We start from the raw sequence: 16685 nt of genomic DNA, 5'->3' as shown, positions 1-16685 counted from the left end.
AGAGCCGCCCCACCTTTGGGGCCGAGCGGCCGACCGGCCTGCGGACTAGACGCCTGCGGCGACCTTCTTGCCCGTCTTCTTCGCGGTCTTCTTGGCGGGTTCGACGAACGAGGGCACCGCGGGCTTCTTCGAACTCGCCGCGGGCGCTTTGGGGGCCGCTACCGGGGCAGCCTCCGGCGCTTCGTGCGCGGCCCGGTAGGCGGCGGTGACCTCGGCCGAGATCCGGCCGCGCGTCGAAACCCGGTGGCCGTTCTCGGCGGCCCAGGTCCGGATGGCGGCGAGCTGGCCGTCGCCCGAGGCGCTGCGGGCCCGCGGGGTGGCGCTCGCCCGCGCACCGGCGCGGCCCGTCTTGCGCGCCTTTTCCGCCCACGGATCGACGAGGGCACGCAGCTTGGCCGCGTTCGCATACGACAGGTCGATTTCGTACATGCGGCCATCGAAACCGAACGAGACCGTTTCATCAGCCTTCGAGCCGTCAAGGTCGTCGATCAACGCCTCGATGATTTGCCTTGCCATTCTTGATTCCCTTCGAGGAAATACGGAGCGGGGTCAGCGGCGACGTTAGCACGGCGGATACCGCGACATACAGTTGCATACGTTGCCCGGAGCGCATTTTCAGCTTTGAAATCCGGTGGTGAAGATAGCTGCACCGCATCACCGATCCACGCAATTCGTACGCATTCCGGTGGATCGTCGCGGCACACCCGCCGCGGCAAGTGGCGCGGGTATTTCGATGAGCGAACCGCGCCGTCGACGGCGACCGGGCGAACATGTCAGGGTGGGCGCGGCCGGGAGCGGAGCACGAACGAATCGGGAGCGGGAAAGCATGGTCGAGCACAAGGACGCGGTCACTCGGCCGGACGGAGCCGAACTGTTGTATCGGCCGGCCAGGCGGGCGAGTGCGCAGAACGCCGCCTTTTCACCGGACGGTAATGCCGTGGTGTTCACGCAGTTCGACGCGGGCTACAACCTCGGTGGGGCGAGTTTGTGGCTGCTGCGCACGTCCGGTGGGCCACCGGAAGTGCTGGTGCGCAAAGGCGATCAGGCGGCGGTGAATCTGCCGGGCGCGGCGTGGAACAAGCCGACCGGGCTGATCACCTTCTCCTATGACGTCACCGACCTGGACGAGATCTGGACGATCGCACCGGGCAGCGCACCGACGCGGGTGACCACACACGACAGCATCCGCGGTTACACCGAACCGAGTTTCGCCCCGGACGGCGAATGGATCGTCTTCCAGGAGAACGACACCCAGACCGGCCCCGGGGCGCGCGGCAGCATCTGGAAAGTGCGCCGGGCCGACGGCCTGCCCATCGAACTCGTGGACGGCCCGGGCACCGGCACCGACAACCGCCAGCCGAACTGGTCCCCGCGCGGTGATCGGATCGTATTCCAGTCGCGCCGTGCGGATTCCGCGGACTGGGACCTGGTCACCATTGCGCCGGACGGCACCGGACGTGCGACGCTCACCGACGGCGCGGACGAGGACACCGACGCCAGCTTCTCCCCGGACGGGAACTGGGTGGTGTATTCCTCCGATCACGCGCACACCCCGCACGCTCAGATCTTCGCGCACCGAGCCGACGGCACCGGCCGGCCCGTACGCGTCACCACCTCCGAGCACTACGACGGCGCACCGAGCTGGTCACCGGACGGACGCTGGATCACCTTCGAGTCCAGTGCCGACGGCGCAGCCGCCACCGCCCTCTGGCGCATCCCGACCCGAATTCTGGGCTAGCGGAACGGCGGCTCGTTGAACGTGCGCAGCTTGCGGGAATGCAGCCGGTCCCCCTCGGCGCGCAGGAATTCCACTGCGCGGATACCGATTTGGAGATGCTCGGAGATGGCGCCCTCGTAGAAGCGGTTCGCCTGACCCGGCAGCTTGATCTCACCGTGCAGCGGCTTGTCCGAGACACACAGCAGCGTGCCGTAGGGCACCCGGAAGCGATAGCCTTGCGCCGCGATGGTGGCGCTTTCCATGTCGACGGCGACCGCGCGGCTGAGGTTGAACCGCAGGGCCGACGCCGAATAGCGCAGCTCCCAGTTCCGGTCGTCGGTGGTGACCACGGTGCCGGTGCGCAACCGCTGCTTCACCGCTTCGCCCGGCATACCGCTCACCGTCTTGGTCGCGTCGTACAGCGCCCGCTGCACCTCCGCGATGCTGGGAATCGGAATATCCGGCGGCAGTACGGAATCCAGCACGTGGTCATCGCGCAGATAGGCGTGCGCGAGCACGTAGTCACCGATCGCCTGGCTCTCGCGCAGCCCGCCGCAGTGGCCGATCATCAGCCAGGCGTGCGGGCGCAGCACCGCGAGGTGATCACAGATGGTCTTCGCGTTCGACGGGCCGACACCGATGTTCACCAGGGTGATACCGCGCCGTCCGGGCGCGGTGAGATGCCAGGCGGGCATCTGGTGTTTCTTCCACGCGAGGTCGGAGATCAGCCCGACGCCCGCGGTCTCGGCGCTGATCACGGTGCCGCCCGCGCAGGAAAGACGGTCATAGGGGCCGTCCGGATCGGCGATCTGCTCGCCGGCCCAGCGCACGAACTCGTCGACATAGCGCGAGTAATTGGTGAACAGCACGAACGACTGGAAGTGCTCGGCGGGCGTGCCCGTGTAATGCTGCAGCCGGGCCAGCGAGAAGTCGGTGCGCAACGCGTCGAAATGACTGAGCGGGAAGGTGTCGGCCGGGTCGAGGATGCCGTCCGCGGTTTCGTCACCGATCGTGGCCAGATCGGTGGTGGGGAAATACTTCGCGAGCGCCGCGGCCATCGAACGATCCAGCGCGAGGTCGGCGCGATCGATCACGTACGGGAATGGGATGTCCTGGTGCGACGGCGATACCTCGACGCGCACATCGTAGTCGTGTTCGATCATCGCCAACTGCTCCGACAGATAGTGACGCAGCAGGTCGGGCCGGGTGACGGTGGTGGCGTAGCTGCCCGGCCGGGTGAACCGCCCCCACGCGCGGGAGCGGTTCTTCGGCGCGGCGGCACCGTCCCAGCTGATCCGCAATTCCGGGTAGGCGAACGCGCCGGCGGCGCGGGCGGCCGCGTCGGGCACGGTGCCGTTCTCGACGAAGTCCCGCAACGCGGTCCGCAGCGCGCCGACCGACTGCTGATAGAGCGCGTCCAGGCGGTCCAGCGCCTCGGCCCCGGTCAACGAGGTGCCTTCGTGCTTGCCCGGCATGTGTCCTCCCAGCTCACGTTCGCCCAGCCGTCGTGAGGACACCGTATTTCAAGCCCGACCCGCCTTCAAAGTGCGCTGGTGACGGCCCCGGCCGCGCATCGAGCGGCCATCCGCTTCGCCAGCAGCAGCACCGCCTGCTCGCGCAGCAAGCCGATCCGACCCGCGCAGTTGTCGGCCAGGGCCAGCGCCATACCGTCGTGCACGCTGCCGGGATCGCTCAGTAGTTCGTCCAATTCCATGCCCGCCCTGGCCTGCTCGCAGGTGAGCATGCGGTGGGGCAACCAGCTGAGGCACCAGGCTTTGCGGTCGTGCTCCGCGATGCGGGAGGCGAATTCCGGGGTGGTATCGCTGGTCATCGACCACGCGGTGATGTAGAGCGCCATATCGAACTCCTTCTGCGCCCGGATCCGAGCGCTACCACGCCCCGCCCGGACCACCGGCGGTGAGCCCACCCAGGGCGTCGCCCACGGCGCCCAGCCCGCCGAGCGCGTCACCGAGCCCGCCGAACTCGGCACCGAATTCACCGAAGATGTCGCCGAGGCCGCCGTACGCGTCGCCGCCGCCGGTGAGATCGCCTAGCCCGTCGTCGAAACCGTTGCTCCAGGGATCGAACGCATCGCCGCTGTCCGGCGTCGCACCGTCCTCGGCGAAGTCGTCGAAGCCGTTGCTCCACGGGTCGAACGACGAATCGTCGCTGTCCTGCGTCGCATCGCCGGCATCCTCGCTCCAGGAATCACCGGAAGGCTCGCTGTCGTCGGAGCCTTCGCTCCAAGGATCCTCGAACGCCTCGGTGTCGTCCTCGGTCGAACTGTCCTCGCCGGACCCATCGCCTTCGTCGCTGGTGTCGCCGAAACCGTCGTCGCCGGTTTCGATCGAAGAGTCCTCGCCGGCGGGTGCCTCGTCGTCGCTACCGGGCTTGTCTTTGTCACCGTCGGACGGTTTCTGGTCGCCGCCCGACGGTTTGTCCTTGTCACCACCCGATGGTTTCCCCTTGTCCTTCTCTTTGTCCTTGCCTTTGTCGTCCTTACCCTTGTCGTCCTTGTCCTTGCCGGAGCCGCCCGAGGTGCCGAAATCCTGTGTCCAGTAGGCAGTTCCGGTACTGCTCTTGGCGTAGCCGACCCCGATGTCCTGCAGCTTGCAGTCCAGGATGTTCGCCCGGTGCCCCTCGCTGTTCATCCACGCGTCGACGACCTCGGACGCACTCGTCTGCCCCTCGGCGATGTTCTCGGCCCAGCCCTGGGCCTGGTACCCGGCCGCGCCGATCCGGTCGCCGGGATCGCCCTTCGACGAGTTGTGGTCCAGAAAACCGTTGTCCGCCATGTCTTTCGTGTGCGCCTGGGCGGCGGCGGTGAGCTTCTTGTCCGCCTTCAGGTCCGAACAGCCCGCCTCGGCCCGCGCGGCATTGGTCAGGCTGATCACCTGCTCGGCCGGCGAGCCGGATTCGGGAGCCGCTGCGGCCCTGGAGGTTCCGGCGATGGTGACGGCGAAGGCCGACACCCCGAACGCGGTGGACAGTGTGAGCATGGTCGCGGGAGAATAGCGGTTCTTTCCCGGTGCGCTGTGCTTGCCCATCGAATGCCTTCTCGTTGCTCGTTGGCAGTGAACTCGCCGGGCCGGGCTCAGGCGCTGCCGGAGAGCAGGCCGAGCAGCGGGGCCAGCCCGCCCAGGCCCGCGCTGCCGCTGCTCGCGCTGCCGGACACGGCGGTGCTGCCGGTGCCGAGCGCCTTGCCCAGCGGGGCGATGGCCGAGCTGCCGGTGTTCAGGCTCTTCGCCAGTCCGCTCAGCGCGGCGCTGCCACTGTTCAACAGCTCCAACGGATCCGGGGCCGCCTTGGGCTTGTCCGCCGCAGGCTTCGGCTTGTCCGCAGCAGGCTTCGGCTTGCGCTTCTTCGGCGGCACCGCGTTGCGGCTCTCCTGCCCGCCATGGTGACTGACGGTCTGGGCGACCGCGCCGCCGACTCGCTTGGCCGGGGCGGGCGCCACGTCGTCGGTCCGGTGCGTCGCGCTGATGGTCGAATCCGCCGTCGCCGCGCCCGCGCCGCTCTGCGCCGAGATACCGAGGCCGATCAGTGTGGCCGTCGACAGAATCGCCAATTGCGCCGGGACATGATTTTTCCGAGGTGCGCTGTGCTTACCCATGAAATTCTTTCCTTCGATATGGTCGGCCGCGCGCCGAATCGCCTGTCCGCCAATGGATCAGGCTGGTCGCCGCCGAGGTGGATCCGCCTGTCGGAACCCGCCGAGCAGCGTTGGTCGGTGGCCTGGCTCCCGGTTGCACCGGATGGTCGAGCACTGATCCGAGACTAGGACGCGGCGCGCCGGACGACGAGTTGTATGCCGCATTCTAAAAGCGAGTTGAGGCATGATTAAAAGCAGATCGATCAATCACGACACGATCACAGCCGAATCACACCCGATCACGACGCGGGCTGCGTCAGCATCCGCGTACCTCCCGACCACGTTGGGCAGCAACGGCTCTCACGGGCTGCCGGTCACCCGACGCCGCCGCACGCCGATCGCAGAGGCAACGCTTCGAGCCCGCCGTCCGCACTGACGCTCACACCGAAATCGCGGCAAGGTCGATGCCGCGTAATGGGGTCGCGGTGACGTCATGCACCCGCGGCGCCCAGACCGCGTGGCCGTGACCGGACCACAGGGGTGCAACCGGGAGGTCGCGCAGTAGCTGGTTCTCGGCGAGGCGATACAGCTGAGCGCTGTCCACCGTGACGTCCGCGGCATCGGCGGCGGCCAGCAGCTCGGCGAACCCGTCGTCGGCGTACCCGGCGGCGCGGGCCAGCGCGCTGAGGAGTTCGTGCGGGCTGGACGTGCGCAGCGAGCGGGACACCACGAACGGGCCGTCCACGGGCGCGCTCGTCTCCTCGTCCCGTGGCCGCGCGGTCGCCGCCACCCCGAGCGCCGTGCGCCACTGCTCGACGAGCGGCCGTGCCCAATGCTCCTGCCCGGCAGCAAAATACACGCTGACCGGCCCGGCGAAGGAAACCTGCCCGAGCAGCGACTTCGCCGCGGCCCCGTCGTGGCGGCACGGACGGCAGGTGGAGGACCGTTCGCCGGGCGCGACGCCGGGCGGCAACAGCGTGCTCGCGGGATCTACCTGCCGCGCCAGCGGTCCCGCGGCCAGAGCCGGACGGTCCACCGCCATGGCGAACGCGAACCGTGCCGCCGCGTCCTCGAAACGCTTGTCCGACAGTGGAAATGCGAGATAGTCTGCCTCCGGCAGCGGCCACATGACGTGGCGCTCGGCGAAGTCGTGATGCATGGCGTCGTGCCGCTCCCCGGGCACCGTGGCGACCAGATCCAGCTCACCCGCTTTCACCTGGTCGTACTGCTCGGCGGGTGCACCGACGCGGAATTCGATCGCACGGACCTTGCCCGCGACTTCCTCGACCCGCTCGAGCCGTCCGCCCGACCCCGCTCGCCATGGACCCGCCAACCGGAACGGCCCGTTGCCGATCGGCTGCGCGGCGAAGCCGGTCCAGTCCCGGGAGGCCAGCACCGCAGCGGGCAGCGGCAGCAGCGCCTGCGCCGCGAGTACGGCGGGCACCTGGCCGAACGGCCGGTCGAGCACGATACGCAGGGTGTACTCGCTCGGTGCGCTGATCTCCGTGGCGCGCAACACCTCGGTGAGCGCGCTCGCACCGCTCCATCGCTCCTCGACCACGGTGCGCCAGGTGTCGACATAGGATTTCGCGGTCACCGGCGTCCCGTCGTGGAAGCGGCCATCGGTGCGCAGGTCGATCTGCCAGGTCATCCGGTCCGCGGTCGAGATCGCCGCCGCGGCCCGGGGAACGGTCCGTCCGGTGGCCGGGTCGTAGTCCACCAGCGGCGTCCACAACGCGCCGGCCAGTAGCCGACCGGCCTGGTCACGCAGATCGCCGGGAACCAGTCCGGCCGGCTCACCGATGCCGACCGTCAAGACACCGGGCCGGGCCGCCGCCTCCGGAGTTCCGGTGCAGCCGGCGCTGCCGACCAGCAGCGCGGCGCACAGGACCGCGAGCGGCCCGCACCATCCCGGTCTCCTCGACGGTCGAGCGCATAGCACCCGCCGCACCTGTAACACCAGAATTACCAGCATCATTCACCCTCCGCCGCGCGAATCACACACCTGCCTCAGGCATCATGGGACGCGCCACGCGAAAGTGGTTCCCCAGTTGCGGTACCGCGATGTGGGTATCGCGAATTCGCCACGGCGGCACTTACAGTGAGGCTTCCCCATGACCGAGCATCCCCGGTCATGGGGAATTCATGGCCCGCTGGGAGGTAGTCGTGCGCCGTTGGTTGCTCCGCTCGTCTCTGCTCTTGGTCACCGTGACCGCGGCGCTCGCCGCGACCACGCTGCCCGCCATGGCCTGCGGGGAGGAGGAGACGCACGGTCCACATATTGCGGCCGCCCGGTCCACCGGCGCCCCCGGCGCGGAGAAGAACGTCAAGGCGGTCGGCAACGTGCCGGATGCGCAAGGCGCGATCGCGTTGCAGTTCCTCCAGTACGGCAACCGGGACGTGATGGTGGTCTCCGGCGAATTCGGCTTGAAAACCTATGACCTGACCGCGAATCCGGCGGCACCGAAACTGATCGGCAAGCTGGATATGCCGGGCATGTGGGAAACCGAGGACACCGAGGTCGACCCGGTGCGCAAACGTGTCTTCCTGTCCCGCGATCCGCGCGCCTTCGGGGGCAACGTGCGCACGGGCGAATCCGGCGTCTACATCGTGGATCTGGCCAAGCCGGAGAAGCCGACCGTGTTGAGCTACGTCAAGGTGCCCGCGGGGCACACCACCAGCTGCATCAACGACTGCCAGTATCTGTGGACCGGCGGTCCGGCCAAGGCGGACAGCCAGCCCGCCGAATGGGGTGGCCGCCCGATCTGGGTCACCGATATCCGGGATCCGCGCAAGCCGAAGGTCTTCCCGCAGCCGATCGAGTTGGCGCGCAACGACGGCAAGACCGATTATGTGCACGACGTCCAGATCGACGCGGCCGGTGTCGCCTGGGCCTCCGGCCGCGGTGGGGTGCGCGGATATTGGACCGAGGGCATGCACAAGGACCCGGTGACCGGCAAGTTCCGCCCCGCCTCGCCGACCGATCCGGTGCCCTACGCCGGCGGCGGGATCAACGAGACCGCCGCGCCGTCCAAGTTCATGCACAACAGTTTCCGGCCGGTCGGCAGTCTGGCGCCGGACGGCGGCAGCGCCGGGCACTGGGGCAACGGGAACCTGATCTATGCCACCGAGGAGAGCTTCCTCGACGGCTGCGCGGGCGACGGCGTGCTGGTGATCGCGTCACTGGAGGGGTCCTACGGTGGCGAGGGGTGGCGGTCGACGCCGCAAAAGCCGTACCGGCTCAAAACAATCGGCACCTGGGGCGTGGCCGGGCAGGAAGGCAGCGATCCCGCCTCGGCGGACTGTTCGGCCCACTACTTCGATGTCCGCGACAAGGTGCTGGTGCAGTCGTTCTACGCGCAGGGCACCCGGTTCCTGGACGTCAGCGATCCGACCAACCCCAAGCAGATCGCGTACTACCGTCCCGCCGATGCGGCCGCCTGGGCGCCGTACTGGCACCGCGGTTTCGCCTACGTGGCCGACAACAACCGCGGCATCGACATCCTCCAGCTCACGGCCTGAACCGACTGCCCCGCAACGCAAAAAAGCTGCCCCGCATACGAAAACGTATGCGGGGCAGCAGCAATGCGCTCAGCGGTGCTCGATCACCTGGTCCAGCAGGGTGGGCGCGATACCGAGATAGTTCCGCGGGCGGAGCAACTCGCGGATCTCCTCGGCGCCGAGCCGCTCGCTGACCGTGGGATTGGCGGACAGCACATCGGCCAGCGCTGCACCGGACTCCGCGGCTTCGAAGGCGGCCGCTTGCAAGACCTTCTTGGCTTGGACCCGACCGAGCAGTGGAGTCAGGCGGATGGACAGGCGCTCCGAGACCAGCTGGCCGTGGCTCATGGCGAGGATCTCGCTCATCCGGGCCTCGTCGGCGCGCAGGCCGTCGGCCAGTTCGGCGGCGGTGTGCGCGCTGCCGCCGACCAGCAGCAGGCACTCCCGCAGCGGCTGCCACTCGGCATGCCAGGCGCCGGGTGAGCGTTCGTCCTCGGCGAGCATCGCGCCGAACAGGGTGGACGCCAGTGCCGGCACTTGCAGCGAGGCGGACCGGATCATGGTGGCGAGCACCGGATTACGCTTCTGCGGCATGGCCGAGGACTCACCGCGGCCGGCCGCGGCGGGCTCGTACACCTCCATCACCTCGGTCCGGGCCTGAGAGAGCACGTCGACGGCGAATTTGCCGAGCGCGCCCGAGGTGGTGGCCAGCACGGCACCGAGATCGGCGATCGGCGTCCGGACGCTGTGCCAGGGCGCCGCGCTGGGTGCCAGCGACAGCTCCGCCGCGAACTCGTCGGTCAACCTGGCGTAGATCTGCCCGGGGCTCGCGTCGGCCAGCGCGCCGCCGCTGCGCCGGGCACATTCCACGTACGACGCGAATGTCCCTGCAGCGCCGCCGAGTTGGACGGGCAGGCCGTGCTCGCGGACCTGCCGCAGCCGGTCGGCCGCGGCGAGCAGGCCCTGGATCCAGGTGGTGACCCGGGCGCCGAAGGTGGTCGGAACCGCGTGCATGCCCAGGGTTCTGGCGGCGATCACGGTATCGCGGTGCTGGTCGGCCAGCCGGGTCAGCGAGTCGACGCTCGCCTCCACGTCGGCGCTGATCACCGTCAACGCCCGCGCCGCGACCAGCATCGACGCGGTATCGAAGATGTCCTGGCTGGTCGAACCCCAGTGCACGTGATCGGCAGCGGCCGAATCGGTTTCGGCGACCACGCGCTGCAACTGCTGCACGAACGACACCACGGGATTGGCGGCCCCGCGTGCGGCCGTGGCGATCGCGCGCACGTCGAATCGATGGGTGCCGACCGCGGCGGTGATCTGCCCGACGGCGTCCACCGGGATCAGGCCGAGCCGCGCCTGGGCGCGGGCCAGGGCGAGCTCGACCTCCAGCATCGCCTCCAGCCAGGCGTCGTCGGACACCACCGACTCCACCGGCACGCCCGCGCGCACCGGAGCGAGCAATCCCTTATCTATGACCATCGGCGTAGTCCTTTCGCTGTAGCGGGCCGGCCGCCGTCCGGTAGTCGGTGAGGATGGAACGCGCGACGCTGTCGCTGTCGGACAGCGTCACCGAGTTCACGCCGGGCCGCGGTCCGGCCGCGGTCACCCAGTGCACGGCCTCGGTGGGCACGCCGACCGCGAAACGACGCGGATGCGGCCGTCCTGCGGCGTCGAGGACCGCGTGCGAGTCACGGGCCACCTCCAGACCTCCGGTGCGATAGTGGCTGCCGTCGGGGTTCGTCAGGGTGAAACCTCGAATATCCTCCGATCGCAGCAGGTTCCGCAACAGCACGTCGCCGGTCGCCCGCAGATCGGGCTCGGGCAGCCGCGCATCGATGAGCACCCGGCCGGTGACCGTCGACCCCGCCACCATGGGCGAACTCGCCACGAAACACCCTGCCTCCGCATCGAGCCGCACGCGCATGCCCGGCCCGATGATCCGCACGACGCCCGCTCTGATCAGCGCCGCGAGTTCGGCGATCCGCGCGGTGGGCGGGCCGATCGAGAGGAAGGCGTTCAACGGCGTGTACCAACCGTCGAGATCGTCGCGGTACGACTGGCCGGTGATACCACCGTGGTCGACGATCAGGCGCACCTCGTTGCGCAGATCCCGCAGTACGTCCAGGGTCGCCTTGACCGGGCCGCGCACATTGCCGAGCCGGGCGTTGCGCACATCGGCGTCCAGGTAATCGACCAGCCAGCTGTGGAATTCGGCGACATCGCCGAAGTGGCGGCCCGCGGTGGGATCGCCGAGCAACTCCCAATTCCACCGCTGCTCCGGCGCGATCCGGTACTCGGCGAGGATGGCCGCGGCCGCCTCCTCGGTGGGTGCCGCGAGGTAGCGCGCGCGGAAGCCGCGCAGCTCGCGCGGGCTGATCTGATCGTCGATCACCAACGAGTAGTAGACCGTCTCCACCTCCCGCGCGACCAGGGGCCACACGTCGCGCCGGAACGAGATGTCCCCGAAACGATCGGCCCGGCTGCGTAATTCGGCGATTCGCCGCGGGTCGAGCAGGGTGGGAATGTGGCGTTCGTCGATGCCCTTCTGATTCTCGCCGCGCGCGTGATGCGGTACGCCGCGCCGGCACCCCGCCACGATCAACGGTTCTCGCCCGGACGGGATGTACTTCAGCACCCCCTCCGTGTCGGTCTGCTCGAATCGGCCGTCCCGGCCGACCGTGAGCAGCGCCATGTAGTCGAAGAAGGTCAGGCCGAGACCGCGGATGATCGTGGTTTCCCGCTCGGGCACCTGGTCGATGTCGACATCGGCGGCATTGACCGGGGCGATGTGCAGCAGCCCCAACCGTTGCACCTGTCCGTCGGGCCAGCCGGGATCCACCGGCTGCCGCGGCGAGACGTGACCCTGCGCGAGCACGACGGCGTGCAGCGCGTCGATGCGCTCCCCCGTATCCAGCGTCAGCTCTTGGCGACCCGTCGGATCGTCGCGCAGATCCGTTGCGGTGGCGGTGATCTCGTAGGTGCGCACCCAGCCGGCGTAACGATCGCGGATGTGCTCGTAGGCCCAGCGCAGGTAGTAGCCGTAGATGGCGCGGGTGGGATAGGTATTGGGCGCGGTACGGCACGCCTCCGCGTAGAACTCGTCGGGCAGGTCGGCGAAATTGCCGACCTTCGCCAGGAAACTCGTCCATTCGTACAGGCTCGGCCCCGGCACCACGGGACCTTCCATCGCCACACTGTCGTCGGTGAAGATCGTCACCTGCGACGCCACCGTATTCATCAGCAGATGTTCGGATTGGTCGGTGCGCCAGACCGATCCGGTGCCGACCCGGGTCGAATCGATCAGATAGATCTCGGTGCGGAAGCGATCGCCGTTGCGCACGATATTGGCGCAGATCCGCTCATAGCAGCTCAGCCCGCGCGGGCCGACACCGACGACGGCGATGCGCAGTGCGTCGGGTGCGCCGGGGCGGTCGGGCCGGGGAAACCTGCGCAGCGTCTCGGGAAAGAGCACCACTGCCGATTGCTCGCCGTCTTCGAGTTCCTCGGCGCCGGGGGAAGTTATCAGTTCACGGGTTCCTAGCTTGTGGCTGGACACGGTGTCACCTTCATCTGATTCGCGCTTTAGCGATGCGGGTTACAGACACGGACCTGGCCATGTCCGGAGACAGCTGTGCGCCCGGGTACCTGAAATCGGCACCCGGGCATGGTGACAGCGTCAGACGACCACCTTTTCGGGTCGCGATTCCACCACGGCGTCCGCCTCTTCGCCGCGGGTGTTGACCGTGCGCAGCGCCGTCAGCGCGCCCACCGTCGCGAAGATCGCGGCGACCAGCAGCGCGCGCCGGAACCCGGCGGTCGTCGCGTCCAGCGGTAGCGCACCGTGTGCCAGCTCGGTGTTGGTGTGCGAGATGGAGATCGCGGTGAGCACCGCGACGCCGATGGCGACACCGAGTTGCTGCGCGGTGCTGAGCAGGGCGGCGGCCAGTCCGGCCTTGTCCGCGGGCACGCCCGCGTTGGCCGCGGTGGTGTTGGCGACGAAAACCGCGGCCGAGCCGGCGGCCGTGATCACCAAGCCGGGCAACAGGTCCGACAGGTACGCGCCGTCGGTCGGGATCTGGGCGAGCAGGAAGATGCCGATGCCGGTGATCACCGAGCCGATGATGATCACCGGACGGGTTCCGGTGCGCGGCACGATCTTTGTCGTCACGCCGGAGACCACCACGATGGTCGCGCTGAACGGCAGATAGGCCAGCCCCGCCTTGATCTCCCCCCAGCCGAGGACTTCCTGGGTGTAGAGGGTGATGAAGAAGAACAGCGACATCATGCCCGCGGCCACCAGCATCTGCGTCACGTCGGCGGCGCCGAGGCCACGGATGCGGAAGATCGACAGCGGCACCAGCGGATTCGAGATCTTGTGCTCGTTGATCACGAACCCGGCCAGCAGCGCGGCCGCCGCCGCGAGCACGAGAACCGTACGGGCACTGCCCCATCCGTGCTCCGGCGCCTCGACCAGGCCGTAGACCAGCGTCATCAGGCCACCGGTGCCGAGCGCGGTGCCGAGGATGTCGAAGCTGCCCTTGATGTCGTTGCGCCGGTCGCTGGGCACCAGCAGCGGCAGCACGATCAGGATCAGGAGGCAGACCGGCACATTGACGTAGAACACCCACCGCCAGCCGGGCCCCTGGGTGATCAGACCGCCGAGCAGCAGCCCGGACGCCGCACCGAGACCGGCGATGCCGGCCCACACGCCGAGCGCGGTGCTGCGGTCGGTGCCGCTGCGGAAACTGGTGGTCAGGATCGACAGCGCGGCGGGCAGCATGAGCGCGGCGCCGATGCCCTGGGTGAACCGGGCGCCGATCAGCAGTTCACTGTTCTGCGCCAGACCTGCTGCGGCCGAGGAGATTCCGATGATGGCGGTGCCCGCCATGAGGATCCGGCGCCGCCCGAGCAGGTCGGCCAGGCGCCCGCCGAGCAGCATCAGGCCGCCATAGGTCAGCAGGTAGCCGGTGGTGATCCACTGCAGGGTCGACACCGACAGATCCATCTCGCCCTGGATCGCCGGGAGCGCGAGATTGACGATCGAACTGTCGACGAAGTCGAGGAACGCGGCCGTGCACAGCAGCACCAGCGTGAGCTTGCCGCGGCGGGTCGCGAGAAAGGACGGTGACTCGGTAGGTGCACTCACTACGCTGTCTCTCTTTCCGGGATGAATGAAGTCGTATTTCGGCTGTGCGGTGCCTCACCACTCGACGAGGGTGAGTCCCACCGCCATTCCGCCCCCGAAGCCGACGAGCAGAACTTTGTCGCCCGGGCGTATCCCGCCCGTGCGTGCCGCGTTGTCCAGGGTGATCGGTATCGACGCGGCACCCGTGTTCCCGTAATAGCGAACCGTCGTGTGCATAGTGGCGTTGACCAGCCCGAGTTCCTCCGCCAGTTCGGCCAGCATGACGCCGTTGGCCTGATGCGGAATCAGGTGGGTGATGTCGTCCGGCGCCACGCCGGAGTCGTGCAGGAATTGCTTGACCAGCACGGGCAGCGAGCCGTTGACGAAGGCCCGGACGCCGCGGCCGTCCATCGTGAAGTACTGCGCCCCGAGTTCGTGCGCGGCCGGATCGTAGGGCTGGCGGCTGCCGCCGGCCGGGACCCGGATCAGCGAGGTCAGGTCGCCGAAGGTGTGCAGGCCGAATCGGCGCAGGCCGCCGGACGCGGACGGCCCGAGCACCACCGCGCCCGCACCGTCGCCGAACAGCACCACCGTGCGCCGGTCCGCCGGATTGAGGATCCTGGAGTAGACGTCGGCGCCCACGACCAGCCCGTATCCCCCACCCGCCCGCGCGATCGCGGCCTCCACCGCGGAAAGCGCGAAGACGAAGCCCGAGCACACCGCGTTCACGTCGAAGGCCGAGGCGCCGCGGGCGCCCAGGTTGTGCTGGACGAAGGCCGCGGTGGGCGGTTGCGGGTGGTCGGGTGTGGAGGTCGCGACCACGAGCGCGCTCACCTCGTCCGCGCCGATGCCCGCGGCGTCCAGCGCGGCGCGCGCCGCGCGGGTCGCCAGGTCGGAGGTCGCCTGGTCCGGCAGTGCCCAGCGCCGCTCGCGGATCGCGGTCTTGCGGATGATCCATTCGCTGTCGACGTCGGCGCCGGAGCCGACCTCGCTGTTGGACACGATGCGATCCGGCAGATAGGACCCGGTGCCGAGCACGGCGATGTTGTTCACGTGACGTTCCTCCTGGCATGAATGCCGTCGACGGCGGCCGAATATTCGGCCGCGGCGCAGCCGCAATAGCACGGCGTGCGGTGGTCGGCGACGCGGGAATCCCCTGCCGGATATGCGATTTTCTGCGGCCGTTCCGCAAGTTCTTGGCGCATGATGATCCACCGTTGTTTCTGCTCGAATAAAAAGGCACCGGCCGCCGGAGGTGCCAGGTCCGGGCGGCCGGTGCGTTATGGGTGGCAGGTCAACGGACGGTGGAATTCACTGTCTGCGGTTCGTTCGAACTCGCCACCACGGGCTTCGGTTCGCTCGACACCACCATGGTTTCCGGTTTCTCCTCGTCCTTCGGCGCGGTGCGCCGGCGACCGGAGAACCTGGTCATCAGTGGCAGATCGATCCAGTGGTACATGGCCGCGCCGGCCACGGTCGAGACGACCATGGACAACAGCGCCCACCCCAGCCAGCCGGCCCAGCCGAACTGGTGCCCGCCGATGAACAGTCTGGTGATCAGCACCATCACCGGGAACTGGATCAGATAGAAGGCGAACGAGACGTTCCCGAGCCACACCATCGTCTTGGACGAATTCAGGCCCGGAATGCCTTGCAGATCCCGCGCGGCGAGCGTGGCCACCACTGCGGTCATCGGCGCCAGCAGCAGCGCCGACATCTTGTAGTTCACCGGCAGCACCCAGGTGGCCGCGTAGGCGAGCGCGAGCAGCGCCAGCGGCGGACCCATCTTGACGTTGCGCCACCGGCCCTCGAGCACCATCCGGGCCGCGAGCACGCCGAGGAAGAACTCGGGCAGCCGCGACAGCGGGAAGTTGTAGCTCAGCCAGTACGACAGCGCGACGGGGATGTCGTCGCGAGCGAACCACGCCGGCGAGGCGTGCAATTCGTACATCGGCGAGGCATCACCGGGCACCAGCCGGGGTGCGAAAGCGTTCTCGATGCCCTTCGGGCCGTCGACGAACAGGAAATACGCGGTGTGCAACGCGAGGATGAACAGGAAAAGCACCACCATCGCCCGCACCAGGTGTTCGGTGCGGATGCGCCGGACCAGCGGCAGCACCAGCGGGAAGCTGAGGTAGAACAGCATCTCCGAGGCCAGCGACCAGGACGGCACATTGAGCCCGCCGACGGTGGTGGACTTCGGAATCCAGGTGTGCACCAGCAACAGGTTCGGCACCCAGACCACCAGGCGGTGCAGCGGCACACTGGCGACCACGATGAAGGCCAGCGCCGCGACCAGATGCGACGGATAGATCTTCAGTACGCGCCGCCAATAGAACCGCAGCACCGAAGCGCCGGGCTTGAACGACCAGTAGATGATGAATCCGGAGAGCACGAAGAAGAACGTGACGCCGGCCGCCCCCAGCTGCATGGGCATGAAGAAGTGGATCTGACGGAACAGTTCCGATTTCTGGAACGGATAGACCGGCAGAAACACCAGGGCATGTAGGAGAAAGACGGCGAATGCCGCCCACCACCGGGCCCCCGTCAACGACGGCAGGGCCGGGCGGCTTTGCGCGATCTCGGGCGACACCGCGGGGGTCCCCCGCGGTGTCGATCGGGTGTCGGTCACGGCGACCTCGTTCTATCGCGTGCTCAGTAGCCGGGCTTCGGATCGAAGCCGGGGTCCGACAGGGTCGGCGGGGCCGGCTTCGGTGCGGGCGCGGGCTCCGGGGCCGGCTTCGGCG

The 16685-nt window shown here is 68.5% G+C and carries 13 protein-coding genes; 2 read left to right on the top strand and 11 right to left on the bottom strand.

What is annotated here, in order from left to right; genetic code table 11:
- Positions 1–45 precede the first annotated feature (45 nt).
- Positions 46–516 carry a histone-like nucleoid-structuring protein Lsr2 gene (locus TY25_RS26830; RefSeq protein ID WP_063602766.1) on the bottom strand — a complete coding sequence of 157 codons (471 nt, stop codon included), beginning with the start codon at positions 514–516 and terminating at the stop codon, positions 46–48.
- Positions 517–826: 310 nt separating this feature from the next.
- Here TY25_RS26830 and TY25_RS26825 point away from each other — a divergent pair, with 310 nt between their 5' ends.
- The gene (locus TY25_RS26825; protein ID WP_042260540.1) at positions 827–1738 is read left to right on the top strand and encodes a TolB family protein; all 912 of its coding nucleotides are present in this window, start codon (positions 827–829) and stop codon (positions 1736–1738) included.
- On the opposite strand, the gene TY25_RS26820 is transcribed toward TY25_RS26825, so the two are convergent.
- From TY25_RS26820 to TY25_RS26800, 5 genes are all read right to left on the bottom strand, one after another.
- Positions 1735–3192, bottom strand: a complete 1458-nt coding sequence (locus TY25_RS26820; RefSeq protein ID WP_042260538.1) for an AMP nucleosidase — start codon at positions 3190–3192, stop codon at positions 1735–1737. The genes TY25_RS26825 and TY25_RS26820 overlap by 4 nt on opposite strands.
- 65 nt (positions 3193–3257) lie before the next feature.
- Positions 3258–3575 (bottom strand): hypothetical protein, encoded by a 318-nt coding sequence (locus TY25_RS26815; protein ID WP_042260536.1) that lies wholly within the window; start codon positions 3573–3575, stop codon positions 3258–3260.
- Positions 3576–3606: 31 nt separating this feature from the next.
- Positions 3607–4764, bottom strand: coding sequence for a CAP domain-containing protein (locus tag TY25_RS40785; protein ID WP_052383219.1), 1158 nt, complete (start codon positions 4762–4764; stop codon positions 3607–3609).
- A gap of 47 nt (positions 4765–4811) precedes the next feature.
- A complete protein-coding gene (locus tag TY25_RS26805) occupies positions 4812–5330 on the bottom strand; it encodes a hypothetical protein (RefSeq protein WP_042260534.1) in 519 nt (172 codons plus the stop codon).
- A 418-nt stretch (positions 5331–5748) separates the two neighbouring features.
- Positions 5749–7287 carry a peptide ABC transporter substrate-binding protein gene (locus tag TY25_RS26800; RefSeq protein ID WP_088607158.1) on the bottom strand — a complete coding sequence of 513 codons (1539 nt, stop codon included), beginning with the start codon at positions 7285–7287 and terminating at the stop codon, positions 5749–5751.
- 167 nt (positions 7288–7454) lie between these two features.
- On the opposite strand from TY25_RS26800, the gene TY25_RS26795 reads away from it, so the two are divergent.
- Complete coding sequence (locus TY25_RS26795; RefSeq protein ID WP_226887209.1) at positions 7455–8831, top strand: LVIVD repeat-containing protein; 1377 nt, start codon at positions 7455–7457, stop codon at positions 8829–8831.
- A 69-nt stretch (positions 8832–8900) separates the two neighbouring features.
- Here the strand turns inward: TY25_RS26795 and TY25_RS26790 are convergent, their stop codons facing one another.
- The 5 genes from TY25_RS26790 to TY25_RS26770 all read right to left on the bottom strand — a co-directional run bounded on the left by TY25_RS26790 (position 8901) and on the right by TY25_RS26770 (position 16570).
- Positions 8901–10292 (bottom strand): class-II fumarase/aspartase family protein, encoded by a 1392-nt coding sequence (locus TY25_RS26790; protein WP_042260532.1) that lies wholly within the window; start codon positions 10290–10292, stop codon positions 8901–8903.
- Positions 10279–12369, bottom strand: a complete 2091-nt coding sequence (locus TY25_RS26785; protein ID WP_081869132.1) for an FAD/NAD(P)-binding protein — start codon at positions 12367–12369, stop codon at positions 10279–10281. The genes TY25_RS26790 and TY25_RS26785 overlap by 14 nt, the downstream gene beginning before the upstream one ends.
- A gap of 120 nt (positions 12370–12489) precedes the next feature.
- Complete coding sequence (locus tag TY25_RS26780; protein ID WP_052383218.1) at positions 12490–13959, bottom strand: MFS transporter; 1470 nt, start codon at positions 13957–13959, stop codon at positions 12490–12492.
- 54 nt (positions 13960–14013) lie between these two features.
- Positions 14014–14991 (bottom strand): 3-oxoacyl-ACP synthase III family protein, encoded by a 978-nt coding sequence (locus TY25_RS26775; RefSeq protein ID WP_081869131.1) that lies wholly within the window; start codon positions 14989–14991, stop codon positions 14014–14016.
- A gap of 241 nt (positions 14992–15232) precedes the next feature.
- Complete coding sequence (locus TY25_RS26770) at positions 15233–16570, bottom strand: acyltransferase family protein (protein WP_052383217.1); 1338 nt, start codon at positions 16568–16570, stop codon at positions 15233–15235.
- Positions 16571–16685: the final 115 nt, after the last annotated feature.

The organism is Nocardia brasiliensis NBRC 14402 (assembly GCF_000308475.2).
Lineage (GTDB): Bacteria > Actinomycetota > Actinomycetes > Mycobacteriales > Mycobacteriaceae > Nocardia > Nocardia brasiliensis.
This window is presented reverse-complemented; position numbering and strand designations above follow the sequence as displayed.

What these genes read in the sequence shown, in the direction of transcription:
- TY25_RS26790 (WP_042260532.1), bottom strand. Translation starts at nt 10,292, where the DNA reads ATGGTCATAGATAAGGGATTGCTCGCTCCGGTGCGCGCGGGCGTGCCG.
- TY25_RS26815 (WP_042260536.1), bottom strand. Translation starts at nt 3,575, where the DNA reads ATGGCGCTCTACATCACCGCGTGGTCGATGACCAGCGATACCACCCCG.
- TY25_RS26820 (WP_042260538.1), bottom strand. Translation starts at nt 3,192, where the DNA reads ATGCCGGGCAAGCACGAAGGCACCTCGTTGACCGGGGCCGAGGCGCTG.
- TY25_RS26830 (WP_063602766.1), bottom strand. Translation starts at nt 516, where the DNA reads ATGGCAAGGCAAATCATCGAGGCGTTGATCGACGACCTTGACGGCTCG.
- TY25_RS26825 (WP_042260540.1), top strand. Translation starts at nt 827, where the DNA reads ATGGTCGAGCACAAGGACGCGGTCACTCGGCCGGACGGAGCCGAACTG.
- TY25_RS40785 (WP_052383219.1), bottom strand. Translation starts at nt 4,764, where the DNA reads ATGGGCAAGCACAGCGCACCGGGAAAGAACCGCTATTCTCCCGCGACC.
- TY25_RS26800 (WP_088607158.1), bottom strand. Translation starts at nt 7,287, where the DNA reads ATGATGCTGGTAATTCTGGTGTTACAGGTGCGGCGGGTGCTATGCGCT.
- TY25_RS26795 (WP_226887209.1), top strand. Translation starts at nt 7,455, where the DNA reads ATGGCCCGCTGGGAGGTAGTCGTGCGCCGTTGGTTGCTCCGCTCGTCT.
- TY25_RS26805 (WP_042260534.1), bottom strand. Translation starts at nt 5,330, where the DNA reads ATGGGTAAGCACAGCGCACCTCGGAAAAATCATGTCCCGGCGCAATTG.